Origin of the sequence: Belnapia rosea (genome assembly GCF_900101615.1) — a bacterium.
GTDB classification, from domain to species: domain Bacteria; phylum Pseudomonadota; class Alphaproteobacteria; order Acetobacterales; family Acetobacteraceae; genus Belnapia; species Belnapia rosea.
Genome location: NZ_FMZX01000009.1, coordinates 93,365 through 120,040, shown reverse-complemented (window position 1 = coordinate 120,040; position 26,676 = coordinate 93,365). Strand labels below are relative to the sequence as shown.

23 protein-coding genes are annotated in these 26,676 nt (G+C 70.0%); 8 read left to right on the top strand and 15 right to left on the bottom strand.

Annotation, left to right across the window (positions count from 1 at the left end; translation table 11 throughout):
* Positions 1–239 precede the first annotated feature (239 nt).
* Entirely contained in the window at positions 240–1,442 is a 1,203-nt protein-coding gene (locus BLR02_RS16120; protein WP_090663911.1) for a glycoside hydrolase family 1 protein, read from the top strand.
* Between the two features lie 10 nt (positions 1,443–1,452).
* On the opposite strand, the gene BLR02_RS16115 is transcribed toward BLR02_RS16120, so the two are convergent.
* The 4 genes from BLR02_RS16115 to BLR02_RS16105 form a co-directional block, all read right to left on the bottom strand.
* Positions 1,453–2,487 carry a glycoside hydrolase family 43 protein gene (locus BLR02_RS16115; RefSeq protein WP_176849615.1) on the bottom strand — a complete coding sequence of 345 codons (1,035 nt, stop codon included), beginning with the start codon at positions 2,485–2,487 and terminating at the stop codon, positions 1,453–1,455.
* Between the two features lie 38 nt (positions 2,488–2,525).
* Positions 2,526–3,122, bottom strand: a complete 597-nt coding sequence (locus tag BLR02_RS29565; protein WP_176849614.1) for a ferritin-like domain-containing protein — start codon at positions 3,120–3,122, stop codon at positions 2,526–2,528.
* A gap of 109 nt (positions 3,123–3,231) precedes the next feature.
* Complete coding sequence (locus BLR02_RS16110; protein WP_090663909.1) at positions 3,232–4,113, bottom strand: SMP-30/gluconolactonase/LRE family protein; 882 nt, start codon at positions 4,111–4,113, stop codon at positions 3,232–3,234.
* Between the two features lie 10 nt (positions 4,114–4,123).
* Positions 4,124–5,095: a TIGR03885 family FMN-dependent LLM class oxidoreductase gene (locus BLR02_RS16105; protein WP_090663908.1), complete on the bottom strand. Its 972-nt coding sequence runs from the start codon at positions 5,093–5,095 to the stop codon at positions 4,124–4,126.
* A 202-nt stretch (positions 5,096–5,297) separates the two neighbouring features.
* Between BLR02_RS16105 and BLR02_RS16100 the strand changes: the two genes are divergently transcribed.
* Both BLR02_RS16100 and BLR02_RS16095 read left to right on the top strand, forming a co-directional pair.
* On the top strand, positions 5,298–5,798 hold the full coding sequence (locus BLR02_RS16100; RefSeq protein WP_090663907.1) for a cupin domain-containing protein: 501 nt from the start codon (positions 5,298–5,300) through the stop codon (positions 5,796–5,798).
* Positions 5,799–5,997: 199 nt separating this feature from the next.
* Positions 5,998–7,023 carry an MBL fold metallo-hydrolase gene (locus tag BLR02_RS16095; protein ID WP_090663906.1) on the top strand — a complete coding sequence of 342 codons (1,026 nt, stop codon included), beginning with the start codon at positions 5,998–6,000 and terminating at the stop codon, positions 7,021–7,023.
* 140 nt (positions 7,024–7,163) lie between these two features.
* Here BLR02_RS16095 and BLR02_RS16090 read toward each other — a convergent pair whose 3' ends face one another.
* Positions 7,164–7,889, bottom strand: coding sequence for an SGNH/GDSL hydrolase family protein (locus tag BLR02_RS16090; protein ID WP_218127969.1), 726 nt, complete (start codon positions 7,887–7,889; stop codon positions 7,164–7,166).
* Between the two features lie 529 nt (positions 7,890–8,418).
* Between BLR02_RS16090 and BLR02_RS16085 the strand changes: the two genes are divergently transcribed.
* The 4 genes from BLR02_RS16085 to BLR02_RS16075 all read left to right on the top strand — a co-directional run bounded on the left by BLR02_RS16085 (position 8,419) and on the right by BLR02_RS16075 (position 17,534).
* Positions 8,419–14,379 (top strand): autotransporter domain-containing protein, encoded by a 5,961-nt coding sequence (locus BLR02_RS16085; protein ID WP_090663905.1) that lies wholly within the window; start codon positions 8,419–8,421, stop codon positions 14,377–14,379.
* Positions 14,380–14,833: 454 nt separating this feature from the next.
* A complete protein-coding gene (locus BLR02_RS30885) occupies positions 14,834–14,965 on the top strand; it encodes a hypothetical protein (RefSeq protein WP_281201073.1) in 132 nt (43 codons plus the stop codon).
* A gap of 148 nt (positions 14,966–15,113) precedes the next feature.
* Positions 15,114–16,505 (top strand): GntP family permease, encoded by a 1,392-nt coding sequence (locus BLR02_RS16080; RefSeq protein WP_090663939.1) that lies wholly within the window; start codon positions 15,114–15,116, stop codon positions 16,503–16,505.
* Positions 16,506–16,526: 21 nt separating this feature from the next.
* Complete coding sequence (locus BLR02_RS16075) at positions 16,527–17,534, top strand: alpha/beta fold hydrolase (RefSeq protein ID WP_090663904.1); 1,008 nt, start codon at positions 16,527–16,529, stop codon at positions 17,532–17,534.
* A 19-nt stretch (positions 17,535–17,553) separates the two neighbouring features.
* Here the strand turns inward: BLR02_RS16075 and BLR02_RS16070 are convergent, their stop codons facing one another.
* The 5 genes from BLR02_RS16070 to pcaDC form a co-directional block, all read right to left on the bottom strand.
* Positions 17,554–18,546 (bottom strand): SDR family oxidoreductase, encoded by a 993-nt coding sequence (locus tag BLR02_RS16070; RefSeq protein ID WP_090663903.1) that lies wholly within the window; start codon positions 18,544–18,546, stop codon positions 17,554–17,556.
* A gap of 69 nt (positions 18,547–18,615) precedes the next feature.
* Positions 18,616–18,792, bottom strand: a complete 177-nt coding sequence (locus BLR02_RS28715) for a hypothetical protein (protein ID WP_143018164.1) — start codon at positions 18,790–18,792, stop codon at positions 18,616–18,618.
* Positions 18,793–18,894: 102 nt separating this feature from the next.
* Entirely contained in the window at positions 18,895–19,437 is a 543-nt protein-coding gene (gene pcaG / locus BLR02_RS16065; protein ID WP_090663902.1) for a protocatechuate 3,4-dioxygenase subunit alpha, read from the bottom strand.
* Positions 19,434–20,129 carry a protocatechuate 3,4-dioxygenase subunit beta gene (gene pcaH, locus BLR02_RS16060; RefSeq protein ID WP_090663901.1) on the bottom strand — a complete coding sequence of 232 codons (696 nt, stop codon included), beginning with the start codon at positions 20,127–20,129 and terminating at the stop codon, positions 19,434–19,436. Before pcaH ends, pcaG begins: the two co-directional genes overlap by 4 nt.
* Positions 20,126–21,277, bottom strand: coding sequence for a bifunctional 3-oxoadipate enol-lactonase/4-carboxymuconolactone decarboxylase PcaDC (gene pcaDC / locus BLR02_RS16055; RefSeq protein ID WP_090663900.1), 1,152 nt, complete (start codon positions 21,275–21,277; stop codon positions 20,126–20,128). Before pcaDC ends, pcaH begins: the two co-directional genes overlap by 4 nt.
* 178 nt (positions 21,278–21,455) lie before the next feature.
* On the opposite strand from pcaDC, the gene BLR02_RS16050 reads away from it, so the two are divergent.
* Positions 21,456–22,259 (top strand): EAL domain-containing protein, encoded by an 804-nt coding sequence (locus BLR02_RS16050; protein WP_342670581.1) that lies wholly within the window; start codon positions 21,456–21,458, stop codon positions 22,257–22,259.
* 13 nt (positions 22,260–22,272) lie between these two features.
* On the opposite strand, the gene BLR02_RS16045 is transcribed toward BLR02_RS16050, so the two are convergent.
* The 5 genes from BLR02_RS16045 to BLR02_RS16025 form a co-directional block, all read right to left on the bottom strand.
* On the bottom strand, positions 22,273–22,893 hold the full coding sequence (locus tag BLR02_RS16045; protein ID WP_090663899.1) for a 2-dehydro-3-deoxy-6-phosphogalactonate aldolase: 621 nt from the start codon (positions 22,891–22,893) through the stop codon (positions 22,273–22,275).
* Positions 22,890–23,777, bottom strand: coding sequence for a 2-dehydro-3-deoxygalactonokinase (locus BLR02_RS16040; RefSeq protein ID WP_090561634.1), 888 nt, complete (start codon positions 23,775–23,777; stop codon positions 22,890–22,892). Before BLR02_RS16040 ends, BLR02_RS16045 begins: the two co-directional genes overlap by 4 nt.
* A 59-nt stretch (positions 23,778–23,836) precedes the next feature.
* Positions 23,837–24,913, bottom strand: a complete 1,077-nt coding sequence (locus BLR02_RS16035; RefSeq protein WP_090561636.1) for an OmpA family protein — start codon at positions 24,911–24,913, stop codon at positions 23,837–23,839.
* Positions 24,914–25,000: 87 nt separating this feature from the next.
* Positions 25,001–25,786 (bottom strand): nucleotide-binding protein, encoded by a 786-nt coding sequence (locus BLR02_RS16030; RefSeq protein WP_090663898.1) that lies wholly within the window; start codon positions 25,784–25,786, stop codon positions 25,001–25,003.
* The gene (locus BLR02_RS16025) at positions 25,783–26,676 is read right to left on the bottom strand and encodes a flagellar biosynthesis protein FlhF (protein WP_090663897.1); all 894 of its coding nucleotides are present in this window, start codon (positions 26,674–26,676) and stop codon (positions 25,783–25,785) included. Before BLR02_RS16025 ends, BLR02_RS16030 begins: the two co-directional genes overlap by 4 nt.

Genomic DNA, 26,676 nt, shown 5'->3' with positions numbered 1-26,676 from the left:
GGACGGGGCTCTCTCGTGCAGGATGAAAAGGCCGGATGGCGGTGAGGGCCGTCCTGCCCGGCGAGGGATCGGCCCGCTGAATCTGTCGAGCTCTGGGTTTGAGTCCTGGGCATATCGGGTGGCTTGCCGATGCAACCAGCACCGGCAAGCCGTCTTCCTGCCGTCAGCCTGTCACCGCTCCGGCCGAGGATTGGCCCACTACCCGCGGATGACCTGCCCGCCAGGAGAAGTCGCCAGCCATGCCGTTCCGATCGCAGCTTTTCAGCAGCTTCTTCCTGGGGGGCTTCGAATGCTCCACCCATCGGCGCGCCGATGGCCAGCGGCTGGACCTGATCGCCGGCACCAGGCACGACACGCTGGCGGCGCAGGATTACCGCCAGGCCGCGGAGCATGGCATCCGCACCATTCGCGACGGCGTGCGCTGGCATCTGGTCGAGGCACAGCCCGGGCAGTACGAGTGGTCTTCCCTGTTGCCGCTGTTGCGGGCGGCGGAAGCGGCTGGCAGCCAAGTGATCTGGGACCTTTGCCATTACGGCTGGCCGGATCACATCGACATCTGGTCCCCCAACTTCGTCGAGGGTTTCGCCGCTTATGCCGCCGCTTTCGCGCGGCTGCATCTGGACGAGACCGGGCGGCCGCCGCTGATTTGTCCGGTCAACGAGATTGCCTTCTTTGCCTGGGCCGGGGGCGATATGGCGATCATGAATCCGGGCTCCACGGGCCAGGCCGATGCGCTCAAGCGGCAGCTGGTACGGGCCGCGCTCGCCGGCACGGCTGCAGTGCGGGCGGCCGTGCCCGGCAGTCGGGCCTTCGCCATCGATCCGGTCATCCACATCGCCCCGCGTCCATATGCGGACCCCGAGATCGCCCGCACCTATACCGCCTCGCAGTACGACGGCTGGGACATGCTGACCGGGCGCCGCGAGCCGGAACTCGGCGGCAGCCCGGAGGCGGTCGATGCCATCGGGGTGAATTTCTACTGGAACAACCAGTGGCTCTTCCCCGATGCCGCCCGGCCGGCGGATGCAGGGCCGGACTGGCGCCCCTCGCGTGACGCGTTGTCCGTCTACGACCCGCGCTGGCGGCCCCTGCGGGACATGCTGGCGGAGGTCCATGCCCGCTACCAGTGTCCGCTTTTCGTGGCGGAGACCAGCATCGAGGGTGCGGCCCGCCCGAGCTGGCTGCGCTATGTCAGCGAGGAGGTGCGCGCTGCGATCCAGGCCGGCGTGCCGGTGGAGGGGATCTGCCTCTATCCCATCCTCAGCCATCTCGGCTGGGATGACGACCGCTATTGCCCCAACGGGTTGTTCGAGCTGGAGGCACGGGGCGGGCAGCGCATCGTCGATGCCCCGCTCGCCGCCGAGCTTGCGCGGCAGCAGGCCCTGTTCCAGGCGATGCCGGCGGCGCCGCGGGCCATCTCGGCGCAGGCGCTGCGGGGCTGACTGGCAGGCCTCAGGCCCGGTGCAACACCACCGGCCCGGTCTTCAGCGTGGAGGATGGGCCGCCGCCCTCGACATAGGGAAAGCCGGCGCTGTCGAAGAGCAGGCGCTCCATGCACATCTGCCGCAGTGGGATGCCGCGCCTGCCATTCGCCTCGAGCGACTCGGTGCCGGGGATGACCTGGTCGCCGCGCACGGCGTGGTAGAAGAGCCAGAGCTGCCCGATGGCGTCCGCCTGCACGAAGACCTGGCCGCAGCGATTCCAGGCCGCGTTCTCGGCCAGCAGCGGGGCAGGGCTCGGTGCCGGGGTGAAGGGATCGAGCGGATGCGCCCCTCCGCGGAGGGCGAAGGCCTGGTAGGGACCGACCCAGGTATCGACCTTGGACGCCAGCATGATCGGCTCCCGGGTCAGCGGGTTCTCGATGACATGCACGCCCTCCCAGAGGCGGTCCGACCAGTCACCAGGCGTTGGGGCGAGCACCGCTCGGGGCACCGAGCCAGGGGCGAAGCCCAACCCATCCTCCGTCAGCTCCTGGCCGAGGATCGGCGCATGGCCGGAACCCCAGTAGAGGAAATTCCGGCCGAGTACTGTCGAGTGGTAGAAGCAAGGGTCGATGGTGGTGAAGCCCGGGCCGCGCTGCAGGACGGTTGGTTCGGTAAAGCCGGTCGGCCCTGACGAAGGGGCCACGAAGATGCCATGGCCTTCGGGCCCGGCATCCTCATGGTCGTCGAACTTCAAGGTGCCGTAGAAGCGCCAGCCCGTCGCGCCGAGGCGCCGGATATCGGGCGCCCAGGCCGCGCGGTAGCGGCCATAATTCGGGATGGGCGCGGCGAAGGCGCCGGCCTCCGTGCCGGGCGGATGCGTCTCCCAATGCACCAGGTCGCGGGAGCGGGCGACCTTGAAGAGGCGGCGCGGCAGGGGTTCGTGGTCGTCATCCGTGGCATAGGACCAGTAGAAACCATCGTCGTCCGGCCCCGTCACGGCGGGGTCGGCCCAGACCTCCTCGATGAGCGGATTGCGATAGGTGGTCTCGAGATACTGGGCCAAGCCGTGCTCCGTGGGCAGAGTCAGTCGCGGTTGCGGCCTTAGGCTGGCCGCAACATCCGGACGCTTGCTTCGACGCCGGCGCGGCCGACGCTCTCCAGCGCATCCGCGGTGGTGCCATGGAAGCGCGCAAAGAGCCGGCTCGCCTGGCCGAGCGGCGTGGCCTCCCCGCAACCCAGTTCCTCCAGCGCGGCGCAGGCCCAGTCGTAGTGGCGAGCCTCGTCATCGGCGTGCTGGCGCAACAGGGCGGCCAGCCTCGGCGGATAGGGACGGGCGGCGTAACGGGCGTATTTTTCCCGCGACTGCCATTCGTTCGAGACGAAGGCCAGCAGGATGGCGCGGTCGCCGCCCGGCAGGCCGAGGAGTTGTACCGCAAGCTTGAACAGGCCCGTCGGCAGATGCGGGAATGGCAGCGGGACGCCGCCAAGGGCTTCGATCTCCGTCGAGAGCGCGCGGACATGCCGCAGGTGCTCGGCCTTGTAACCCTGCAGCGCGTCCCGGAAGGCCGGGCGGCGCAGCGCGGAAATGGCGGCCGCATAGGTTGGCAGCGCATCGAATTCCAGCTGGAGCAGGTCGATCAGGTCTGCCAGCTGAGAGGCCGGATCCATCGGGATAGCCGCGGTGCTACGCTCATTCATGCTTCCAGATCCCCGGTGCCGATGACGGCCCCCATGCATGGAAACAGCGCAGCCGGGACCTCGTTGCATGGGCCCAGCCTCGGCCTTCGCATCGATGGGCCGGCGCATGTCAGGAGAATCGCGAAGCTCGTCCTGCGGGCAGGCCGGATGCCCCGGTTCTGACCGCATAGACACCGCCCGCAGTCCCGTCGCCGGGAATGCCCGAGCCGCCGGCCGTCGTGATGAAGAGCATCTGCATATCGGCACCGCCGAAGGTGCAGCTCGTGACATTCTCGGCTGGTACCTCGATCCTGGCCAGGCGCCTTCCATCAGGATCAAAGCGGGATACGGAACCGCCACCCCAATGCGCGACCCAGAGGCATCCCGCGGCATCCGTGGTCATCCCGTCGGGATAGCCTTCGTCCTCGGCGAAGCGAACGAACTCGCGCCTCCGCATGGCTCCACCGCCCAGCTCGAAGGAATAGATGATGCGTGCCGGGCTGTCGGCGCAGTACATGACCCGTCCGTCCGGAGCGAAGGCGGGGCCGTTCGGAACGGTGTAAGGCCCGTCGATGCGCGTCAGCTGCCGGGGGCCGTCCAGGCGATGAAGCGCACCCTCCGATGGGTGCTCATCGACATGCATGGTGCCGAACCAGAACCGTCCGGCGGGGTCCACTTTCCCATCATTCAGGCGGTGGCGCGCGGAGTGGCCCTCCGGCGCGGCCAGGAACTCAAGATGCTCCGTCTCGGGATCGAAGAAGAAGAGGCCGGTCCGTAGCCCTATGATGATCCTCGCGGGATGGTCCGTGAGCGCCAGGCAGCCTGGCTCCTGCGGCAGGTCCCATGATCTCCGGGTGTGGCCCGTCTCGTCCATCCGATGCAGGCGGCAGCCCTGGATATCGATCCACCAGAGCTCGCCTGTCCGGTCGTCCCAGAGTGCGCCCTCTCCCAGGCAGGCACCGGCGGCCCAGACAAGGCGCGCCGTGCCGCATGCCGCAGCTGCGGCGGTCATCCCGGCTCCCTCACCCACGCAGCCTGGGCAGCACCTGCTCCCCGAATTTGTCGATGAATACCTGCTGGTTGCGACCGACCTGATGAAGGTGGATCTCCTCGAAGCCCAGCTCGGCAAGCTCCGCGATGCGGGCAAGGTGCCAGCAGAGGTCGGAGGAGATCCAGACGGACTCATGCATGTCCTCGGGCCGCACGAACCGTGTCGCGGTATCGAACTCCTCCGGTGTGCGCAGCTCCCAATTCACATCGCCGCCGATCATGTTGGTGCGCCATTGCTCATGCGCTCCGGCCAGGGCTTCCTCCTCGGTCGGTGCCCAATTCAAGGCGACCTGCACGACCATGCGCTTTCCCTCGCCGCCGCCGCGGCGAAAGGCCTGCACCACTTTCCGCATCTGGTCCGGGGATGCTGACACCGTGAGAAGCCCGTCGGCCCAGGCGCCCACGGCTTCCGCCGTCGCTTCGGTGACCGCCGCACCGAGCAGCGCGGGTGGCCGGGCGGGCCGGCTATAGAGCTTCGCATCGACCACCGTGACGCGGCCGCGATGGGTTACCGTCTCACCCGCGAGCAGGGCGCGGATAACATCGGCGCATTCGCGCAAGCGGGCGGTGCGCTCGGGCTTGTCCGGCCAGGCCAGGCCGGTGATGTCCTCGTTCAGGCGCTGGCCGCTGCCCAGGGCCAGCCAGAAGCGGCCAGGGAACATCTCGGCCAAGGTCGCTGCCCCCTGAGCGATGATGGCGGGGTGATAGCGATAGCCCGGTGCCGAGATGACGCCGAAGGGCAACCGGGTCGATGCCATTGCCGCCCCCAGCCATGACCAGGCAAAACCTGAGTGGCCCTGTGCCATTCCCCAGGGCCGGAAATGGTCGGAGGACATCGCACAGTCGAAGCCTGCCTGCTCGGCTTGCCGCGCCAGCGCCAACAACTCGGAGGGCGGGAACTGCTCGTGCGAGGCGTGAAACCCGATACGGGGCGGGAGCGCCATGATTCGTATGCCTATGTGGAAGCTCAACGGAACCTGCGAGACCTCGCCCGGTTGCGCCATCGGCCTGGACGTTCCGCTATGGCGGGATTGGCCCATCCGGCGAGTGGCCTGACGATGCACCAGCTGGAGCGCCGGTACGGCACGGTGGGCGTAGCGGCAACCTCCCGCGAAGGAGGGGCGTTGACGCCGACGAGTGACAAGGATGGACGAGACGATGGACCCGGCGGGATTGATGGTGGATGCCAAGGACATCGAGGCCGTACCCTTCGAGATCCCGGGCGCGACCGGCGGGTCGTTCCTGATCCAGATCCTCAACCAGGATGTGGCGCGGGGCGTGGTGACCACCATCGTCCATCTGCCCGCTGGCAGCCGCATTCCGGCGCATTTCCACCGGGGCGGGCCGGAGATGCACTACATCCTCGAGGGCGACCTGATCGAGGCGGGGGAGGCGCTGGGTCCCGGTGCCTTCCTGACCCACGCCGCGGGCACCGTACACGGGCCACATGAAAGCCGGGGCGGGGCGAAGGTGCTGACCGTACAGCAATGGCAGTCGCATGACGGCCAGTTCGACTTCCATGCGGCCGAGGAGCAGGGGCGCCCAGCGGCGGCGCCACCGCCTGGCGGAACCGCCGCCGCTGCGTTGCCACCGGACCCGACAGCACCGAACCCCGATACCCGTGACGCCGAGCAGGCAACGGGCTAAGCCGCGGTCGCATATCGGGCGCGGCTCGGGCCCTGCTTGCCCTGGCCGTATTGCAAGCAGGCAGGATGTAGCCTGTCCGGTGCCACGATGCGTGGCGAACTCATCCGCCCGCTCCGCCGTCATGGCTTGCAGTGCCTGTCCGGAAGCGCCGTAGCCGCTCGGCTCGACGCCACCGGCGAGGCGTGGCACTCCCGCAGGCATGCGAGCAACCCTGCATCCACGCCTGCTGAACGGCCGGACCGGCGATCCGGGCGTCTATGTGGAGGTCCTGCATCAATCCGGTGCGGTCCTGCTGGATTGCGGCGATCTTTCAACCCTCACGCCGCGCCATCTGCTGCGGCTGGAGGTGGTGGCGATATCGCATGCCCATATGGATCACTGGGCCGGCTTCGACCGCTTGTTGCGGCTGTTGATCGGGCGGGACAAGCGCCTGACCGTCATCGGGCCCGAGGGTTTCACGCAGCGTCTGTTTCACCGTCTGCAGGCCTATACCTGGAACCTCGCCGACCGCATTCCGGCCGACCTGGTGTTCGAGGTCACGGAGGTGACCACGGCCGCAGCCTGGCCACGTGCCCGGCTCCGGCTGCATGGTGGCTTTCAGGCCGAGGCGCTGCCGGCCCTTCCGGCGACACGGGACGGCACCGTGCTACGACAAGGGCCGTTGCGGCTGCGTGCCGCAGTGCTGGATCATGGCACCGCCTGCCTCGGCTTCGCGCTGGAGGAAGCGAAGCATATCAACGTCTGGCCGACCAGGCTGGAAGAGCGCCGGCTGACGGCCGGCCCATGGCTGGCTGGCCTCAAGGCGGCCGTGGCCGAAGGGCGGGCGGATGATCATCCGGTCCCGGTCTATGAGCATGCCTCCGGGATGCAGAGTGCCTCCGTGCTGCCGCTCGGCGCATTGCGCGACCTCGTCAGCGTAACGCCGGGGCAGCGCATGGCCTATCTCACGGATCTTTCCGATATGCCGGCGAACCGCGCCGCCGCCATCGCCTTGGCGCGCGGCGCCGATATCCTGTTCATCGAGGCACCTTTCGCTGCGGCGGATGCCCATTTGGCCCTGGATCGCCAGCACCTGACGACCCGTGCGGCTGGCGAAATCGCACGGGAGGCCGGCGTCCGTCGTATCGAGCCTTTCCACTTCTCGCCGCGCTACCTGGGGCAAGAAGCACGGCTTCTCATGGAGATCGCCGCGGCTGCGGGGCGCGATGTGGTGTCGCCTTCCTGAGGGACCCCTCCTCGCCCATGATGGGCCTGCCGCGTATCAGGTGGCCAGGGCAGGGAGGTTCAGCCTGGAGAGGTTGATGGCGGAAATTCTGGCCACTCGATTGGCTGGCCAGAGCACGCCGTTCATGCCCGGCTGACGGGTTAGCTGCCACCGGCGAATACCTCGGAACGGCGAATCGCCGGACCTCGCCTGGCAGCCCATGCGGCAATCTCAGCCACGATCTTGGCGCCGCCCCGTATCGCCGGCCCTGTCGGCGCGGCGAAGTCCTCATCAGCATTGCAGACCAGCCGCAGGTCGATGACTGGCAGGTCTCTCGCGAAGGCCTCGCGCGTGATGACGTCATTGAAGGCGGCGAGGGCTACGACAGCCAGCCTGCGGCGTCCGGGGTCGGGGAAGCGCGGGTCGTAGATCGTGCAGACAGCGATGGGCAGGGACGATCCCCGCGCCGCATCGAGCATTGTCCGGTAGTCCCGGGCGAATGCCTCCCGGATGGCTGCGATGCGGGCAAGGCCTTCGGCCACGCTCCCCGCCGGCTCCCCCAGCACGGCCTCCTGCCGGCCGGCATCGTTTCCACCGGCGCTGATCACAAGGTGTGTGGCATCGCGCGGCAGCCGGCCAAGCTGGCCTGCTACATCCGCCGTAACGGATCCGCCTCTGGCGAGAAGCGTCGCTCGCCAGCCCGGCGGCAAGCGCATGCCGAGCTGGGCGGCGATGTCAGGCCCTCCTCCCCGCAGGTAGCCTGCATTGTCGAGAACGGAATCGCCCAGGAGGACGACATGGCCCGGCGACTGCGTCGCCACCGCCTGCGTGCTGGCGGGGCCTGCACAAGCCGCCAGGCCGCCCGTTGCCGTCATGCCGAGCGCCATCCGGCGAGGCCAGCCGGGAATTCGTGGAGCGGTTGTCATGCTCCTCCTGACAGATGGGCTAGATGAGGCTCGATGCCCCGAGCGGCCAGGAACGCGTCGCTGGACGGAGAGTTGGCCCGGCTGCCCTCTGAGGGGCTGTACAGCGCCGACGTCAGTTCCCTTCGCAGTCCTGCGAAGGGCGGATAGGGGAGGAATGCCCTGCACTCCCAAGGCGGCTCCGCTCCGCCCCTGGTGCGCGGCAAAGCTGGGCGTTCTGCGTGGCGTCAGCCCATCCATGGAATCTCGCTGCACCTGCGGCATCGGGGTGGCCGCTCCACAGGCTGGCAGCGATGGCCACGCTCACGTGAAGATTTGGAAATGTAAGAGATGATTGCTGTGGCTTTTGGGCAACAGCTTCGGTTCCCAACTGCATACAATCATACCGCGCATAAATGGTTAATCGAGGGTTGGTTACAGGTGTGGCCTCGCCGCAATAAATCGTTGGTAGGTCATGAAGCGACATCGAAATCGCGTCCGTCGTTATGCTGCAATGACGTCCATTGCAGCCCTGCCGGTCGTTGCCACCATCGGGGGAAGCAACCCCGCCCTGAGCCAGCAGATCCTCACCGGCAACCAGACCCTGACCGGCACCATCAATGGCGGCCGCACCGGCGGCTACATGGTGCAGAGCGGTTCGCTGACCATCAACAACGGCAGCCTGCTGAATTTCCGCACGGTCGGGGGCGCCGGCAGCGGCGGCGGCGCCGGCATGGGCGGCGCCATCTTCATCAATAGCGGCGCCAGCGCGACGCTGAACAACGTCAACATCATCGGCAACAGCGCGGTCGGCGGCCTCGGCGGCACCACCGCGCTGACGGGCGGCGTCCTCAACGGCATGCCGGTGCCCGGGCCCGCCGCGACCGGCGCGGCCGGCTTCACCTGGGAGGACAACCGCAACCTCGTCGGCGACGGCAACGGCAACGGCCTGCCGGGCACCTATGGCCGCGCCGGCGACTCCGGGGCCGGCCTGGGCGGCACGGGCGGCCGCGGCGGCAATGGCCAGGAAGGCTGGAGCAACAACCCGACCCTCGAGGCGGCAGTGGCGACCGCCTCGCTCACCGTCACCTCCGTTGGCCTGGCGCTGGCCAATGCCTATGCCGCCAATGTGGCGGCCTGCGCCAATCCCCTCACCGCCAACCTCTGCGGCACCAGCGCGCTCGAGATCGTGCAGGCCACGATCGATGTGGCGGATGCCGGCACCGCGCTCGGCCTCGCCAGCGCCGCGCTGGCGGACTGGAACTCGGCCAACAACCGGGGCCAGGTCGGCCTTGGCGGCGACGGCGGCGCCGGTGGCGATGGCGGCGTCGGCGGCTTCGGCGCCGGCGGCGGTGCCGGTGGCGCGGGCGGCAATGGTGGTGCCGGTGGCGGCGCGGCCCGCGACGGCATCGGTGGCGCCGGCGGCGCGGGCGGCATGGGCGGCTTCGGCGCCGGCGGCGGCCGCGGCGGCGATGGCGGCTACGGCGACCTTCGCGGCGCCGCGGGCGCCGGCGGCATGGCCGGCTTCGGCGGCGGCGTTGGCAGCAACGGCACGGGCCAGAGCGCCCCGAACTCGCTCGGCGGCGGCGGCGGCGCCGGCCTCGGCGGCGGCATCTTCGTGCGTGAGGGCGGCACCCTCCTCATCACCGGGGATGCCTACTTCTCGGGCAACAACGCCATCGGCGGCAGCAGCCAGAACAGGGGCGGCGCGGGCGACAGCGCCGGTGCCGATCTCTTCATGATGGCCGGCTCGACCGTGATCCTCAACCCGGGCGCCGGTCACGTCATCACCTTCAACGGTGCCATCTCGGACACGACGAAGCCGAAGGATTACGGGCCGGCCGAGGGCGGGCCGACCAGTGGCGCGGGGCTGTCGATCAACAGCGGCCTCGTCATCTTCAACGGCACCAACACCTATTCCGGCGCCACCGTCCTGAACGGCGGCGTGCTGCGAGCGACCGACGGCGTCGGCCTCGGCAGCGACAGCAATCTCACCTTCAACGGCGGCGTGTTCGAGACCAGCGGCAGCTTCGCCCGCTTCCTCGGCCCGGAGAACGGCCGGGTCAACTGGATCGGTTCCGGCGGCTTCGCCGCGCGCGGCGGCGACCTGACGGTGACGCTGAACGAGGGCCTCGGCATCAGCTGGGCCACCGACAGCTTCGTGCCGACCGGCCGGGCGTTGCTCTTCGGCTCCGACTTCTCTGATGGTCGCGTCACCCTCACCAACGACATCGACCTGAATGGCGGCGTCGGCACCATCCTCGTCAAGGCGAACGGCAACGCGGCCAGCGATGCCGTGCTGACCGGCGTGCTGTCCAACGGCTCCCTCGTCGTCGGCGGCGGCGGGCATAATGGCCGCCTGACCCTGACGGCGGCGAACACCTATGCGGGCACGACGCTGGTCAACAGCGGCGCGGCCCTGCTGCTGGCCGGCGAGGGTGGCATCGCCAACTCCTCGACCGTGACGGTCAACGGCCTGCTCGACATCGTGGCGACGAATGCCGGCGCCTCGCTCGTCAGCCTGGCGGGCAACGGCCAGGTGGCGCTCGGCGACCGCACGCTGACGCTGACCAATGCGCGCGGCCTCTTCGCCGGCAGCATCGGCGGCAGCGGCGGCCTCACCATCGCCGGCGGCGCCGAGGCGCTGAGCGGCACCAACACCTATACCGGCCGCACCGCCATCCAGGCCGGCGCCAGCCTCAGCCTGAGCGGCGGCGGCAGCATCGCCGCCTCCTCGGGCGTCACTGTCGATGGCCTGCTCAACATCTCGCCCACTTCGGCGGGTGCGGCGGTCGCCAGCCTCTCCGGCAACGGCCAGGTGGCACTCGGCAGCCAGACGCTGACGCTGACCAATGCGGGCGAGAGCTTCGCCGGCGGCATCAGCGGCAATGGCGGCATCACCGTCGCCGGCGGCACGCAGGCCCTGGCGGGCACCAACACCTATACCGGCCGCACCGCCATCCAAACTGGCGCCGGCCTCGCCCTTACGGGCAACGGCAGCATCGCCGCCTCCTCGGGCGTCGCCGCCGACGGTCTGCTCGACATCTCCGCCACCGCGGCGGGCGCCTCGGTCACCAGCCTCTCCGGCAACGGCCAGGTGGCGCTCGGCAGCCAGACGCTGACGCTGACCAATGCGGGCGAGACCTTCGCCGGCAGCATCGACGGCAGCGGCGGCGTCACCGTCGCCGGCGGCACGCAGGCCCTGGCGGGCACCAACACCTATACCGGCCGCACCGACATCCGCCTCGGCGCGGGGCTGGTGCTGGTCGGCAACGGCAACCTCGCTGCCTCGGGCGTCACCGCCGATGGCCTGTTCGACATCTCGGCCACCGCGGCGGGCGCCTCGGTCGCCAGCCTCTCCGGCAACGGCCAGGTCGCGCTCGGCGGCCAGACGCTGACGCTGACCAATGCGGGCGAGACCTTCGCCGGCGGCATCGACGGCAGCGGCGGCGTCACCGTCGCCGGCGGCACGCAGGCCCTGGCGGGCACCAGCACCTATACCGGCCGCACCAACATCCAGACCGGCGCGGCCCTCGCCCTGCTCGGTACCGGCAGCATCGCCGCCTCCTCGGGCGTCACCGCCGATGGCCTGTTCGACATCTCCGCCACCACGGCGGGCGCCTCGGTCACCAGCCTGTCCGGCAACGGTCAGGTGGCGCTCGGCGAGCAGACGCTGACGCTGACCAATGCGGGCGAGGCCTTCGCCGGCAGCATCGGCGGCAGCGGCGGCGTGACCGTCGCCGGCGGCACCGAGACGCTGAGCGGCACCAACACCTATACCGGCCGCACCGACATCCGCCTTGGCGCGGGGCTGGTGCTGACCGGCAGCGGCAGCGTCGCCGCCTCCTCGGGCGTGGTTGCCGATGGCCTGTTCGACATCTCCGCCACCACGGCAGGCGCCTCGGTCACCAGCCTGTCCGGCAGCGGCCAGGTGGCGCTTGGCGGACAGACGCTGACGCTGACCAATGCGGGCGAGACCTTCGCCGGCAGCATCGGCGGCAGCGGCGGCCTCGCCGTCAGCGGCGGCACGCAAAGCCTGGCGGGCGTGAACGGCTATACCGGCCGCACCACCATCCAGGCCGGCGCCGGCCTGGTGCTGACCGGCAATGGCAGCATCGCCTCCTCCTCGGGCATCGCCACCGATGGCCTGTTCGACATCTCGGCGACCACCGCCGGCGCGTCGATCACCAGCCTGTCCGGCAGCGGCCAGGTGGCGCTCGGCGGGCAGACGCTGACGCTGACCAATGCGGGCGAGACCTTCGTCGGCAGCATCGGCGGCGCGGGCGGCCTTGCCATCACCGGCGGCACGCAGACCCTGGCAGGTCTGAACACCTATGGCGGCGGCACGCTGGTCAGCAATGCCGTCCTCGTCATCGGCAACGATGCGGCGATGGGCGCGCCGACCGGCAACCTGACGCTGCAGAACGGCACGCTCCGTGCCTCGACCGGCTTCTCCTCGGCCCGTGACATCACGCTGGTCGGGAACGGCACGGTCGACACCAACCGCCAGCAGGTCCAGCTCGGCGGCAGCCTGGGCGGCACCGGCGGCCTGACCGCGGCTGGTGGCGGCGTGCTCACCCTGAGTGGCGTCAACACCTATGCCGGCGGCACGCGCATCATCGAGGCGACGACGCTGGCCGTTGCCTCCGATGCGGCGCTCGGCGCGGCCTCCGGCGGCGTCGCCATCGGCAACGGCAAGCTGGTGGCCCTCGGCGACCTGCGGACCACCCGCGCCATCACCGTCAACACCGATGGCGCGATCGACTCCAACGGGCACGCGGTCTCCCTCGAGGGGCCCGTCACCATGGTGGTCGACCAGAACGAGACGCTGGCCTTCACCGGCACCTCGCGGGTGATCGGGCCGCTGACGCTGACCGCCCAGGGCCTCACCGTCGATGCCAACGCCACCCTGCGCGGCACCGGCGTCGTCACCACGTCGACCGAGGTGCTGGGCACGCTGGCGCCGGGCAACAGCCCGGGCACGCTCACCTTCACCGCGCCGCTCACCCTGGCCGCCGGGTCGACGCTCGCGCTCGACATCGACGGAACGGGCACCGGGACAGGGGCCGGCAACTACAGCCGGGTGCTGGTGCAGGGGGCCGGCAGCAGCTTCACCGCCGGCGGCACCCTGCGGCCGATCCTGCGCGGCATCACGGGTGACGCGACGAATGCCTTCACGCCGTCCGTGGGCCAGAGCTTCCAGGTGGTGCAGTCGGATAACGGCATCAACGGCAGCTTCCGCGGGCTGGTCCAGCCGACGGACGGCCTGCTGAACGGCAGCCGCTTCGACGCGCTCTACGGCAGCAACGCCATCACCCTCTACGTCACCCCGACGAGCTACGCGAACCTCGTCCCCTTCGGCGTCGGCCTCACGCGGAACCAGACCTCCACCGGCCAGGCGCTCGACGCCCTGCGCCCGGCGGCGGGCGTGCGGACCGATGCGGCCACGACGGATGCCCTGGGGACGCTGTTCTCGCTGACCCCGTCGGCGATGCCGACCGCCTTCGACCACCTGGCGCCGACCATCTATGGCGATGCGCTGATCGCCGGGGTGGAGCGCAGCCGGCTCTTCGGCGGCGCGGTGGCGGAGCAGGCGGCGGCCCGGCGCGGCGACACCGTCACGCCCGGCCTCGGCTCGGCGCGGGGGGCCAGCGGCATCACCGCCTGGGCCACCGGCCTCGGCCAGAATGCCCGGTTCGGGGCGGCCGGCGGCACCAGCTTCCACACCTCCAGCGGCGGTGCCGCGGTGGGTGCGGATATGCGCCTCAACGCCGGCTTCCTGGCGGGCGCGGCGGTCGGCTACAGCGGTGGCCGCACCACGTCGCGTGCCACCGGGGCCAGCGCCGATGTCGAGATGCTGCACATGGTCGCCTATGGTGGCTGGACCCACGGCCGCTTCTTCGTGGACGGGCAGTTCGGCCTGAACCATGCGGATGTGACGACCCGGCGTAACCTCGGCGTGTTCCGCATGCAGGCCCGCGGCAAGGGCGATGGTTGGGGCGTCAACACCGAGATCCAGATCGGTGCGCGCTACGAGCTGGCAGGCTGGCGCCTGCAGCCGAGCCTCGGCCTGCGCTACGACGAGCTCGGCCGCGACCAGCTGACCGAGACCGGGGGCGGTGCCCTCGCCCTCACGGTCCGCAGCGACGAGCTGTCGAGCCTGCGCAGCATGGCCGGGGCACGCGTGGAGCGGCGGTTCGATCTCGGCAACGGCTATCGCCTGACGCCGACGGGCCGCCTGTTCTGGACGCATGAGCTGGCCGATGTCACGACCTCCACCACGGCCGCCTTCGCCAACACGAACGCAGCCATGCGGACGGCCAGCGCCAAGAGCGGCCGGGACGGTGCCATCGTCGGCGTCGGCGCGAATCTTGACCTGCCGAATGGGCTGATGGCCTACGTCAACTACAACGCCCAGATCCGTGACAACACCACGGCCCAGGCTTTCACCGGCGGCCTCCGCTTCGCCTGGTGAGGCTGGCCGCAGGATAAGCGGCGAGGCAATCTGCTTCCTCGCCAAACACCTGAGCCGCTCCGGCCCCCGATGGGGGCCGGAGCTTTTTTTTGTTCTGGCCCGGATGGATGGTCCGCCCGGCACGTGACACCACCGCAGGAGACAGCCGACCGGCGTTTGGGCAGGGGCGGCGCAGTTTCCGCGGCTCGAGGCTTGTGCTGCAGCGCCGGCCGGGAGGGCGTGATCCTGACCGCGGTCACTGTCTCGCCGCTTGCCGGGCTGCTGGTCGGTGCCCGCCAGGGCTGCCCTTCGGGAGGCGTGCGCAACCTCGGCCCAGGCTTGCCGTTGGGCCTGGGTCGGCCGCCGGGGTGGCGGCCAAGGCGGGAATGCGCGCCATGCACTTCATCGACACGGGTATCCGGCTGTCCAGGACACCACCGGGTGCAGCAAAGGGCTCCGCGCCATGCTGACGGCATTGATCGTCATCGTTCTCGTCGGCCTCGGCATCCTGTTGCTGCAGCGCCTGGAATTCCGCAGCGTCTTCCCTCGCCGCCGGCGGATGCCCGGCACCGAGGACCGGCGAGGGGGCGGACAGGGCCAGGACTGACGCGCTCGTTGCAGGGCCAAGGCGGCCGGTACCGCTACCGGGATCGCCGCCAGCCATGCCGCCTGCACAGGCTTGGGGAGGGGCGCGTCGCGGTTCTCGGGACATGCGGGCCGGCGCATCCTGCCGCTACCCGCTCCAGAGGAACGAGATGAGCTTCCTGATCGCCGTGGCCGCACTGGCCTTCCTGATGTATGTGGCCTACCGGGGCTTCAGCGTCATCCTCTTTGCGCCCGTCGCCGCGATGGGTGCGGTGTTGCTGACGGACCCGGCCGCGGTGCCCCCGGTCTTCACCGGCCTCTTCATGGACAAGATGGTCGGCTTCGTGAAGCTCTACTTCCCGGTCTTCCTGCTGGGCGCCGTCTTCGGCAAGGTGATCGAGCTGTCGGGCTTCTCGCGCTCGATCGTCTCCGCCGTCATCGGCCTGGTAGGGCGCCAGCGGGCGATGCTGTCGATCGTGCTGGTCTGCGCCATCCTCACCTATGGCGGCGTCTCGCTCTTCGTTGTCGTCTTCGCGGCCTATCCCTTCGCGGCGGAGATGTTCAGGCAGGGCGACATCCCGAAGCGCCTGATCCCGGGCACCATCGCGCTCGGCGCCTTCACCTTCACCATGGATTCGCTGCCGGGCACGCCGCAGATCCAGAACATCATCCCGACGACCTTCTTCAAGACCGATACCTGGGCTGCCCCCATCCTCGGCACCATCGGCGCGGGTTTCATCCTTCTCGTCGGCCTGACCTATCTCGAATGGCGTCGCCGCCAGGCCGCGCGGGCGGGCGAGGGTTATGGCGAAGGCCATGCGAACGAGCCGGAGCCGGTCGTCGGTGAGCGCCTCGTGCATCCTGCCGTCGCGCTGCTGCCGCTGGTCGCGGTCGGCGTGCTGAACAAGGTCTTCACCTCGCTCATCGCCACCTATTACGGCGTGACCAACCAGGTCTCGCTGCCTGGGCTCGACCACCCGCTGGTGACGCAGGTGCCGGCCGTCGCGGCGATCTGGGCGGTGATCGGCGCGCTGCTCGCCGGGATCCTCATCGTGCTGCTGTTTGCCTTCCGCACCGTCGCGGCGCGCTTTGCCGAGGGTTCGAAATCGGCCGTTGGAGGTGCGCTGCTCGCCGCGCTGAACACTGCCTCGGAATATGGCTTCGGCGCGGTGATCGCGGCGCTGCCGGGCTTCCTCGTCATCCGGGAGGCGCTGCGCGCCATCCCCGACCCGCTGGTGAACGAGGCGATCAGCGTCACCGCCCTGGCCGGCATCACCGGCTCCGCCTCCGGCGGTATGAGCATCGCGCTCGCAGCGATGGCGAGCCAGTTCATCGCCGGCGCGGAAGCGGCCGGCATCCCGGGCGAGGTGCTGCACCGGGTGGCTTCCATGGCGAGCGGGGGCATGGACACGCTGCCCCATAACGGCGCGGTCATTACCCTGCTGGCGGTGACGGGGCTGACACATCGCCAGTCCTACGGCGACATCTTCGTCATCACCTGCACCAAGACTGCCGCGGTCTTCCTCGTCATCGCCGTCTACTACCTGACAGGGCTGGTCTGAGCTCCTGCGGAGGACAACGCCATGCGAACCGCCACGATGATCCTGACCCTGGCCGCCGACCTCTCCATGGCCATGGCCGCCCCGGCCTGGTCCCAGCCGGCTTATGGCCCGCAGCTGGAGGGCTATGCCTACCCACATGCCGTGCAGCGTTTCGAGTTCACCTCGCAGGGCCAGCCGATGGCGATGGCCTTCATGGATGTCGCTCCGACCGGGCCGGCAAATGGGCGCACGGCGGTGCTGCTGCATGGCAAGAATTTCTGCGCCGCGACCTGGGAGCCGACGATCGCGGTGCTGGCGCGGGAGGGCTTCCGGGTCATCGCCCTGGACCAGATCGGCTTCTGCGCCTCGACCAAACCGCGCGGCTATCAGTTCAGCCTGCCGCAACTCGCCGACAACACGCGGCGGCTGATGGAGGCGCGGGGCATCGGCAAGGCGACCATCATCGGCCATTCCATGGGCGGCATGCTGGCCGGGCGCCTTGCCCTGAACCATCAGGCGATGGTGGAGCGGCTGGTGATGGTCAACCCGCTGGGCCTCGAGGATTGGCAGGCGGCGGGTGTGCCCTATGCAACCATCGACACGCTCTACCAGGGCGAGTTGCGGACGAGTTTCGACAGCATCAAGGCCTATCAGCAGCGCTTCTATTACGGTGGCCGCTGGGAGGCACGCTACGACCCGCCGGTGGCGATGCTCGCCGGGATGTATGCGGGGCCTGGCAAGGAGGTCGTTGCCTGGAATCAGGCCCAGACCTCCGAGATGATCTTCGGCCAACCGATCCTGCATGAATTCGGCCGCATGGCGGTGCCGGTCACGCTGATGATCGGCGGCGCGGACCGCACGGCGCCAGGCGCGAACCGGGCGCCGCCGGAGATTGCTGCCCGCCTCGGCCAGTATGCCGAGCTCGGGCGCCGGGCTGCGGCCGCCATCCCGGGCGCGCGGCTCGTGGAATTCCCCGATCTCGGCCATGCCCCGCAGACCGAGGCGCCGGAGCGCTTCCACTCGGCACTGGTGGCAGCGCTGAAGGAGTAGCGGCGCTGCCGCCGATGGTTCAGGGTTGGCCGGAGCCCCCGGCCGCGCCATAGATCTGCCCCGTCGAGTAGCTTGCATCCGCCGCGGCGAGCTGGACATAGATCGAGGCCAGCTCGGCCGGCTGCCCCGGCCGGCCGAGCGGGGTCTGCCCGCCGAATTTCTCCAGACTCTCCATTGTTGCCCCGCCGCTGACCTGAAGCGGCGTCCAGATCGGCCCGGGGGCCACGCCGTTCACACGGATACCCTTGGGCCCGAGCTGCTTCGCCAGCGACTTCACGTAGTTCATCGTCGCCGCCTTGGTCTGCGCATAGTCGTAGAGTTCGGCTGAAGGGTCGTAGGCCTGCACCGAGGTGGTGCCGATGATCGAGGCGCCCGGCTTCAGATGCGGCAGCGCCGCCTTGATCAGCCAGAAGGGCGCATAGATGTTAGTCTTCATCGTCGCATCGAAATCCTCGCTGGTGACGTCGAGGATGGAGGCACGCGTCTGCTGCCGGGCGGCGTTGTTGACGAGGATGTCGAGCCCGCCGAGCGCCCGCACGGCATCGGCGACGAGGCGGGTGCAGAAGGCCTCGTCCCGCAGGTCGCCTGGCAGGGCGACGCCCAGCCGGCCTTCGGCCTTGATGAGGGCGATCACCTCGCCCGCATCCGCCTCCTCCTCCGGCAGGTAGTTGATGGCGACATCGGCGCCCTCGCGGGCATAGGCAATCGCCGCGGCCCGGCCCATGCCGGAATCGCCACCGGTGATCAGCGCCTTCCGCCCGGCCAACCGGCCTGAGCCGCGGTAGCTGGTCTCGCCATGGTCGGGCCGTGGCGTCATCCGGCTCGCCAGGCCGGGCCAGGGCTGGGACTGCTTCTGGAAGGGTGGCTTGGGGTAGCGGCTGGTCGGGTCCGTCATCGGCTGGGCCGTCGGCTCCGACTGCGCCCGCGCGGCGGAGGAGGTGGCCGCGACCGCGAGGCCGAGCCCGGTTCCGCCAACGGCCTGGCGCCGCGACAGAGGAGTGTCGTCGTTCATGGTGCTGCCGCCTTGTCCGGGGTTGCTGGCCTCTCCAACGAGCAGCCCTGGCCGGGGTTCAACCGCGGTTCAGGCGAGGCGGGCCAGCACGCGGTCCACGAAGGCCCTGGCGCTGCCGAGATAGCCGGCGGGGTCGGTCAGCCCTGCGGCCTCCTCGGTGGAGAGCCGTGGCGCGACCCCAGGCTCCGCTATCAGCGCCTCCGCCAGCGGGATGCCACGCGCCAGCGCCGCTTCTACATCCGGCATGGCTGCAGCAGGGCCATCTCGCCCATACAGGAGCGCATGGCCCCGGTCCCGTAGAGGGCGCCGAGGATGGGGCTGTCGGCGGGGTTCACCGGCCTGGCGGGGTCAAACCTCGAAGAACACGGTCTCGCCGTCGCCCTGCAGCCGGATATCGAGGTGCCAAGCTCCGTCTGCCGCCCGCTGTGCGATGACGGTGCCGCGCCGCCCGGACGGCATGGCGGCGAGGATCGGATCCTGATCGTTCAGTGGCTCGCCTGCGAAGTAGAGCCGGGTGATGAGCTGCTTCAGCAGGCCGCGGGCGAAGAGCGAGATGGCGATGTGCGGCGCCTGGAAGGCATTGCCCTCCGCCCGCACCGGCCCCGGCCTCAGCGTGACGAAGCGGAAGCGCCCTGCCTTGTCGGTCGCGCAGCGGCCATAGCCATGGAAGGCGCCCTCGTAGCTGCCCTCGGGGTCGGCCTGCCAGATCTCCACCATGACATCGGCGCAGGGCGCGCCATCGCCATCGGTGATGGTGCCTTCGAGGGTGATCCGCTCGCCGGCGATGGCGGCATTCGGCCCGTCCGGGCGCAGCAGGTCGGCCCATTCGGGGAACTCGATCAGGTGCCAGTAGGGGCCTGCGGTCTGGCTCGCGGTGGCCGGAGGCGTCATGCGGTGTTTTCCATCGGCGTCGCGTCGCGCCCGCGCAGCACGATGTCGAAGCGGTAGCCAAGCGCATGGTCCGGCTCCGTCACCTCGAGGTCGAAGCGGGCGACCAGCCGCTCGCGCGCCGCCGGGTCGGGGACGCAGTTGAAGATCGGGTCGAGCGGCAGCAGCGGGTCGCCCGGGAAGTACATCTGGGTGATGAGGCGCTGCGCGAAGCCGGCGCCGAACAGGCTGTAATGGATATGGACCGGCCGCCAGGCATTGTGGTGGTTGCGCCAGGGATAGGCGCCGGGACGGATGGTGGTGTAGCGGTACCAGCCCTCCGCATCGGTGAAGATGCGGCCTTCGCCCTTGAAGTTGGGGTCGAGCGGCGCGTCGTGCTGGTCCCGCTCATGGTTGTAGCGGCCGGCCGCATTGGCCTGCCAGACCTCGACCATCGCGCCCGGCACCGGGCGGCCATCCTCGTCGAGCACGCGGCCTGCGACGGTGATGCGTTCGCCCTGCGCTTCCCAGCCCGGACCCTTGGCGAGGTTATGCGTCGTCTCGTAGAGCGAGGGCCGCATGCGGGGGGCGCTGGTCTCGGTCAGCGTCTGCGGGATGCGGATCAGCGGCTGCTTCGGGTGGCGCCTGTGGGTGCTGCCGTATTCCGGCGCGTCATAGGGTGGCTGGGTGCCGGGTGCTGGCTGGCGGAAGCTCATCCCTCCATTTCCTTCAGGATATCCTTCGCCAAACGGAGGGCGGTATTGGCCGTTGGCACCCCGGCATAGGCCGCGACCTGCAGCAGGATTTCGGCGATCTCCTCCGGCGTCACGCCGGTATTGGCGGTGGCGCGCACATGCAGGCGGAACTCGTCGTGATGGCCGAGCGCCGCGAGGATGCCGAGGCAGAGCAGGCTGCGGTCGCGGTAGGGCAGGCCCGGCCGCGTCCAGACTCGGCCCCAGACGCCCTCCAGGATGAAGTCGCGGAAGGGCATGTCGAGCGCCGTCAGCGCCGCCTCGGAGCGGTCGACATGCGCCTCGCCCAGGATGCGCCGGCGCACCGCCATGCCGGCTTCGGCGGCGCTGGCCGGCAGGGCGGTGACGAGCTTCATATGGGCGAGAAGGGCACGGGTCATCGCCTCCTCGCGTTCGAAATTCGGGATATGCGCGGCCTCGGCGATGATGACGAGCTTGCTCTCCGGGATCGCCGCATGGATGGCCTGGGCCGCCGCGACGGGGGTGGACTCGTCGCGGTCGCCGACCAGGATGGTGGTCGGGCAGCGCACTCGTCCCGGCAATTCGCTGCCCGTCGTATCCCGCAGCGCCGCGGCGCAGCCGAGCCAGCCTGTAGGGTCCGTGGTCAGCAGCATCCGCCGCAGCCCTTTCGAGGAGGCGAGCGACCGGTCGAGCACCCAGCGGCCGAGCGTCGCATCGGCGACCGCGGCCATGCCGCCGGCGGCGACCGCATCCATCCGTCCCTGCCAATTCGTGGCACCGCCGAAATCGAGCGCTGTGTCGCAGGGCATCAGCGACAATATGCGTTCCGGGGCAAGAGCGGCCATCCGCATGGCGATATGCCCGCCGATGGAGACGCCGGCCACATGCGCGGCATGGATGCCGAGCGCATGCAGCAGCGCCAACGCATCCTGAGCCAGGCGGTCCATCGTATAGGGGCCTGGCGTCGCTTCGGTCAGCCCATGGCCGCGCATGTCCATCCGGATGACGCGGTGGCGCTTCGCCAGGGCTTTCGCCTGCGGACCCCACATATGGAAGTTGGTGCCGAGGCTGTGCAGCAGCAGGACGGGCGGACCGGAATCCGGCCCTGAAACCTCGGCATGGACGGCGATGTCGTCGAGTTGGATGAACATTGTCGGTGTCTCCTCTCCGACCCGGCCCTTGACGCAGACGCGAGACTTGCCCGGCGATGGGGGCCGGTCAATGGCCGCAACGGCGCCATCAAGTTCCGGTGAATGGTCGATGAGCCAAATAGGTTCGGCAACTTTGGGTTAGTGTCCGGCCCGTATGAGCCCGTCCATGACGACCCCGGTGCCGAATCAGAATGCGCGTAGTGCTGCTGGACAGCCGGCCTGTGCCGGCTGTCGCGAGGGAGATGGCCTCGACTTCGAATTGGCCATGGCCTTCCAGCCCATTCTCGATGGTGGGCAGGGTGGACGTGTTCATGCCCATGAGGCGCTGGTGCGCGGGCCGGAGGGCCAGGGTGCCGGCTGGGTCATCGATCAGGTCGCGCCCGAAGGGCTCTACGCCTTCGACCAGGCCTGCCGCGTCGCGGCGATCGAGGAGGCGAGCCGCCTCCGCCTGGCAGAAAGCGGGGCCAAGCTTGCCATCAATTTCCTGCCCAATGCAGTCTACAATCCGGTGGCCTGCATCCAGGCAACGCTCCAGGCCGCCAATCGCACGGGCTTCCCGACCAATCGCCTGATCTTCGAGGTCAGCGAACGCGAGAGGGTTCACGACCCCGCACATCTGCTGCGCATCTTCCAGGCCTATCGGCAGATGGGTTTCACGCTGGCGATCGACGATTTCGGGGCCGGCCATGCCGGGCTGGCCCTGCTCGCCGACCTGCCGGCGGATCTGGTGAAACTCGATATGGGCCTGGTCCGCGGCTGCGACACGCACCGGGCCCGGCAGGTTATCCTCGCCGCCATGATCGGTGCCTGCCGGGACCTCGGCGTGCAGGTCGTTGCCGAGGGGATCGAGACCGAGGCGGAATGCGCCATCCTGCGGGACATGGGCGTCGATTTCTTTCAAGGCTATCTCTTCGCCCGCCCTGGCTTCCGCAGCCTGCCCGTTCCGGAACGCAGTCCCTTCCTTGTATCGGCAGCGGGATAGCCTGCCGTCCCGCTCAGCGGGCCGCGATGGCCTGCCGCAGCGCCACCGCCCGCGCGCCGACCTGTTCCGCTGAATCGCCTGGCTTGTAGAGCGAGGAGCCGATCCCGAACCCGACGGCCCCGGCAGCCCGCCATGCGGGGATGGTCTCCGCCCCCATGCCGCCTACCGGCAGCACCGGCGTGCCCTTCGGCAGCACCGCGAGGAGCGCCTTCAGCACGGCGGGCGAGGCGGCCTCGGCGGGGAAGAGCTTCACCGCGTCCGCCCCGGCCGCAAGCAGGGCGAAGGCTTCGGTCGGGGTGAAGAAGCCAGGTGCGGCCAGCATCCCCAACCGCTTCGCCTGGCGGACCAGCGCCACATCGGCATGCGGCGTCACCAGCAGCCTCCCGCCGGCTTCGGCCACCTGGTTCAGCTGCGTCTCGGTCATCACCGTGCCGGCGCCAACCAGGCCCCGCTCGCCGCAATGCGCGGCCATCCGGCGGATGCTCTCGATCGGCTCGGGCGAGTTGAGCGGCACCTCGAGGATGGTGATGCCGGCGTTCAGCAGCGCATCGGCGACGGGCACCGCCTCCTCCGGCGTGATGCCGCGCAGGATGGCGACGAGGGGGCAACGGGCCAGCCAGTCTCGCATCGTCATGGCAGAGTCTCCGCGATCAGCACCAGGCCCCTGAGAACCAGGTCGGGGTCGTGCAGGCGATGGTCCAGCCCGAAGGCACCGAAGGCCAGCGCATAGGACCGGGTCAGGGTTGCGGAGCCGGCGAGGTGGATTGGCCCCTGCGGCACTCCATCGGCCAGCGCAGCCGAGACCTCGTGCCCGATCAACACGCCGGAGAGGTAGCTGCTGGTCGCCTCGGGCGTCAGCTCGCCCATCAGGCCAAGGCCCCGCGTGCCGAAGAGATGGTGCAGCATCCCGCCCGCCTCGCGGGCCCGGCGGACGCCGCGGAGGAAGGCTGCCTCGTCCATCGGCGCCTCCTCCTTCGCCAGCCGTCCGAGGATGCTGTGCTCGAGCAGTACGGCACGCACCTCGCCCGTCATATGCGTGGAAAAGCTGGCGATGCGGCCGCCCTCAAGCCGGGCCCATTTGGAATGCGTCCCCGGCAGGCAGGCCAGGGCCGACGCATTGCCAAGCTCCGCCAGCAGCCCGATCAGCTTGGTTTCCTCGCCGCGCATGACATCCGGCACGCCGCCCGAGTCCCGCGTCGTGAGGCCCGGGACCAGGAGGCAGCGGGCGCCAGCGAAGGGCAGGGTCGTGAGGGCGCCGGTAATCTCGGCCGGGCCCGCCGGGCAGGAGAGATAGGGCACTTCCTGCCAGCCCTGGCGGCTGCCGACCATGCCGCAGAGCAGGACGAGGCTTTCGCCCTCGGCCAGCCAAGGACCGATGGCGGCGGAGAGCGCCGCCGGAAAGCCGCCGGGTGGAACGGAGAGGATGCCCCCCTCGCTCTCCCGCCGGTCGAGAATGGTGCCGCCGGGGGCGAGGCGGTAGGCGCGGAAGGCGGTGGTGCCCCAGTCGATGCCGATCATACGGGAGTCCTGCGCTGCTCCGGGTCAGGATGCAACGCAGGACCGCAGGCCGGTTGGCCCTACCGAAGTACGATCTCGACGCGGCGGTTCTGCGGCTCGCGTACACCATCGGCCGTCGGGACGAGCGGGCGGCTCTCGCCATAGGCGGTGATGCCGATCTCGCTGCGGTTGATGCCCTGGCGCACCAGTTCCGCGGCGACGGCCTGGGCGCGCCGCTCGGAGAGGCGCTGATTGTACTGCGGGGTGCCGGAGCGGTCCGCATGGCCCGCCACCTCGATCTTTGTGGACTGCAACCGACGCGTTGCAGTGGCCGCCTCGGTGATGACCTGCCGGGCACGGTCGGTCAGGTCTGCGCGGTCCCAGTCGAAGAAGACGAGATAGGTGCGGGCGACCTCGGGTGCCGGGGTCTGCACCGGCGCCTCGGCCACCGGAGGCGGCGCGGGCGGGGCATTGAAGGCATAGCGCAGGCCGAAGAGCAGGCTGTGGTTCTCGCCTTCCGGCCGGTACTTGCCCGGCACCGCCGCATTGACCGGGCCGGCCGTGCGGGTGACGGCGAGGTCCGGCTGCAAGGCGTTGAAATAGCGATACTCCACCGTCAGGGCGAGGCCGGGGGCGATGCCCACCGCGCCGCCGAGGATGGCCTGCCAGGCGAAGGCACCGCCGGTATCGTCGATGCGGTAGCTGCTGGCCCCCGGATTGAACCGGGCATTGCTGTACTCCGTCCAGGCATAGCCCGCACCCGCGCCGAGATAGGGCTGGAAGACGCGCGGAGCGATGCCGAAACCGGACAGGTCGAAGTCGAACAGCAGATTGGCCATCGCGCCGTAGCGATTCACGTCGCCGGACCGCCCGACCGTGACGTCGTTCAGCGAAAGGCGCTTGATCTCCTGGTTGCGGTAGTTGCCCTCGACCTCCGCCCGGAACCCGTTGCCAAAGCCCCAGCCGATGGAGGCCAGCGCGACCACGCCGATATCGTTGTCGTGGACGTGGATGCCGCGGTTCTTGTTGTCGAGCCAGTTGTTCAGGCCGGCGCCGGCGCCGACGTAGAGGCCCGAGATCGGTTGCGCGATGCCGGAGCCGGGCAGGACAGCGGAGGCTACGACGGCTGTAGCAAGCAAGGTCTGGCGCAGGGTCATCGGATACTCCGGCAGAAAAGGGCAGGCCCACCCGGCAGGACGGGAAACCGTTTCCGCTTTCTGCCGTAATCCCTTTCGCGCCGGACATCAAATGGCCGGATGTAACTTTCCCGCCTGGCGCGACAGGGTGGTGAGCGTGGCGGCCAGGGCACGAACATCCGCGGCGGCATGCGCCATCGGATGCCGTGTCAGCAGCGGCGTCTGACGGCGAATGGCCTCCGCCACCCGCGCATCCCGCCGGATGATGCCGGCAAGCGGCACGCCGGCACCGAGGAAGCGGGTGCAGGCAGTGTCGAGGCTGCGCCAGACCCGCTGGCCCGCAGCCTGGTCGGTGGCGAGATTCACCACCACGCGCTGGTCGCCAGGCGGCCGGTCCCGCCGATGGAGCTTCAGCACCGCATAGGCATCGGTGAGGCTGGTTGGCTCCTCCGTCGCTACCACGAGCAGGGTATCGGCGAGGGCGGCGAGGCTACGCACGACGGGTTCCAGCCCGGCCCCGAGATCGAGCAGCACCACATCCCACTGCCCGGCCGCGGCGGCGAGCAGGGGTTCGAGCCGGGCCAGCGCCGCCGTACCGAGGCCGGCCAGGCTGCCGCAGCCGGAGCGGCCGGGGAGGATGTCGAAGCCGGCCGCATGGGGCCTCACCGCCTCCGCCAGGGAGCGCTGGCCTGCCAGCACCTCGCCCAGATCCGGCCCGGGGGCGAGGCCGAGTTGCACATCGACATTGGCCAGGCCGAAATCGGCATCCACCAGCAGCACCCGGCTTCCTGCCTCCGCCAGGCCCTGGGCGAGGCTGATGGCGAGCCAGGTCTTGCCCACGCCGCCCTTGCCGGAGGCGATGGCGATGATCTGGCCGGATCGGGTGTCGTTCATGCGGCGGATTCCAGACGGAAAGGGGCGGTCAGTCGCTGTGCCAGCCAGGCCGGGTCGATCGGGGTCAGCCCATCGGCGACGCCGGTGCCGGTGCCGGCCTCCGTCAGGGCGAGGCCGAGGCTGGCGGCTGCCAGCACGCCGCCCAGCCGCCGCACGGCATCGAGCCGCGTCGGCAGCAGGTAGCGGGCGCCAAGGGCGCCGAAGGCGGCGGCTGTCTCCGCCGCCTCGGCCGGGTCCAGCCCGGCCGGGAGGACGAGCAGCAGGTCGGCCCCGCTGGCCAGCGCCAGGCTGCGCAGCCAGGCGGCCTGGACGGGGTCGAAGGGATCGCAGCCGGCACTGTCGATCAGCACGGGCTGGCCGGGCTGGCGATGGGACAGCGCATGCCGCAGCATGTCCGGCTCCGGTGTCACGGCGAGTGGGAGGCCCAGCACGCGCGCAAAAGCGCCGAGCTGCTCCGTCGCCCCGGCACGCACCCCGTCGGTGCTGGCGACAAGCGGCCGGGCACCGGCGAGCACGGCCCGCGTCGCCAGCTTCGCGCAGCTGAGCGTCTTGCCAGCCCCCGGCGGCCCGGCCAGCAGCAGGGGGCGTGCGCGCCCATCGGGCAGCGGGGCGAAGCGCAGCGCGGCCGAAAGCTCCGCGTCCAGCGGCCCGGCACCCAGCCGCACGGCCAGTCCCGCCGGCAGGTTATGCCGGGCGAGTGGCGAGGTGGGGCCAGGCAGCGGCCCGTGCGGAAGCGGCACCGCGGCGGCCGGCTGGTCCAAGGCCGCCGTCACCTCGACGCCGCCCCGCACCCGCCGGCTGTCGAGGATGACGGCGTCGGGGCCCAGCTCGGCCCGGACCAGGGCCATCGCTTCCACCATCCCTGCCGCCTGGAACAGCCGGAGCCGCAT

Excerpts from the sequence above, each read along its gene's own strand:
- BLR02_RS16120 (WP_090663911.1), top strand. The coding sequence starts at position 240 with ATGCCGTTCCGATCGCAGCTTTTCAGCAGCTTCTTCCTGGGGGGCTTC.
- BLR02_RS29565 (WP_176849614.1), bottom strand. The coding sequence starts at position 3,122 with ATGAATGAGCGTAGCACCGCGGCTATCCCGATGGATCCGGCCTCTCAG.
- BLR02_RS16110 (WP_090663909.1), bottom strand. The coding sequence starts at position 4,113 with ATGACCGCCGCAGCTGCGGCATGCGGCACGGCGCGCCTTGTCTGGGCC.
- BLR02_RS16105 (WP_090663908.1), bottom strand. The coding sequence starts at position 5,095 with ATGGCGCTCCCGCCCCGTATCGGGTTTCACGCCTCGCACGAGCAGTTC.
- BLR02_RS16100 (WP_090663907.1), top strand. The coding sequence starts at position 5,298 with ATGGACGAGACGATGGACCCGGCGGGATTGATGGTGGATGCCAAGGAC.
- BLR02_RS16095 (WP_090663906.1), top strand. The coding sequence starts at position 5,998 with ATGCGAGCAACCCTGCATCCACGCCTGCTGAACGGCCGGACCGGCGAT.
- BLR02_RS16090 (WP_218127969.1), bottom strand. The coding sequence starts at position 7,889 with ATGGCGCTCGGCATGACGGCAACGGGCGGCCTGGCGGCTTGTGCAGGC.
- BLR02_RS16085 (WP_090663905.1), top strand. The coding sequence starts at position 8,419 with ATGACGTCCATTGCAGCCCTGCCGGTCGTTGCCACCATCGGGGGAAGC.
- BLR02_RS16080 (WP_090663939.1), top strand. The coding sequence starts at position 15,114 with ATGAGCTTCCTGATCGCCGTGGCCGCACTGGCCTTCCTGATGTATGTG.
- BLR02_RS16075 (WP_090663904.1), top strand. The coding sequence starts at position 16,527 with ATGCGAACCGCCACGATGATCCTGACCCTGGCCGCCGACCTCTCCATG.
- BLR02_RS16070 (WP_090663903.1), bottom strand. The coding sequence starts at position 18,546 with ATGAACGACGACACTCCTCTGTCGCGGCGCCAGGCCGTTGGCGGAACC.
- BLR02_RS28715 (WP_143018164.1), bottom strand. The coding sequence starts at position 18,792 with ATGCCGGATGTAGAAGCGGCGCTGGCGCGTGGCATCCCGCTGGCGGAG.
- pcaG (WP_090663902.1), bottom strand. The coding sequence starts at position 19,437 with ATGACGCCTCCGGCCACCGCGAGCCAGACCGCAGGCCCCTACTGGCAC.
- pcaH (WP_090663901.1), bottom strand. The coding sequence starts at position 20,129 with ATGAGCTTCCGCCAGCCAGCACCCGGCACCCAGCCACCCTATGACGCG.
- pcaDC (WP_090663900.1), bottom strand. The coding sequence starts at position 21,277 with ATGTTCATCCAACTCGACGACATCGCCGTCCATGCCGAGGTTTCAGGG.
- BLR02_RS16045 (WP_090663899.1), bottom strand. The coding sequence starts at position 22,893 with ATGACGATGCGAGACTGGCTGGCCCGTTGCCCCCTCGTCGCCATCCTG.
- BLR02_RS16040 (WP_090561634.1), bottom strand. The coding sequence starts at position 23,777 with ATGATCGGCATCGACTGGGGCACCACCGCCTTCCGCGCCTACCGCCTC.
- BLR02_RS16035 (WP_090561636.1), bottom strand. The coding sequence starts at position 24,913 with ATGACCCTGCGCCAGACCTTGCTTGCTACAGCCGTCGTAGCCTCCGCT.
- BLR02_RS16030 (WP_090663898.1), bottom strand. The coding sequence starts at position 25,786 with ATGAACGACACCCGATCCGGCCAGATCATCGCCATCGCCTCCGGCAAG.
- BLR02_RS16025 (WP_090663897.1), bottom strand. The coding sequence starts at position 26,676 with ATGCGGCTCCGGCTGTTCCAGGCGGCAGGGATGGTGGAAGCGATGGCC.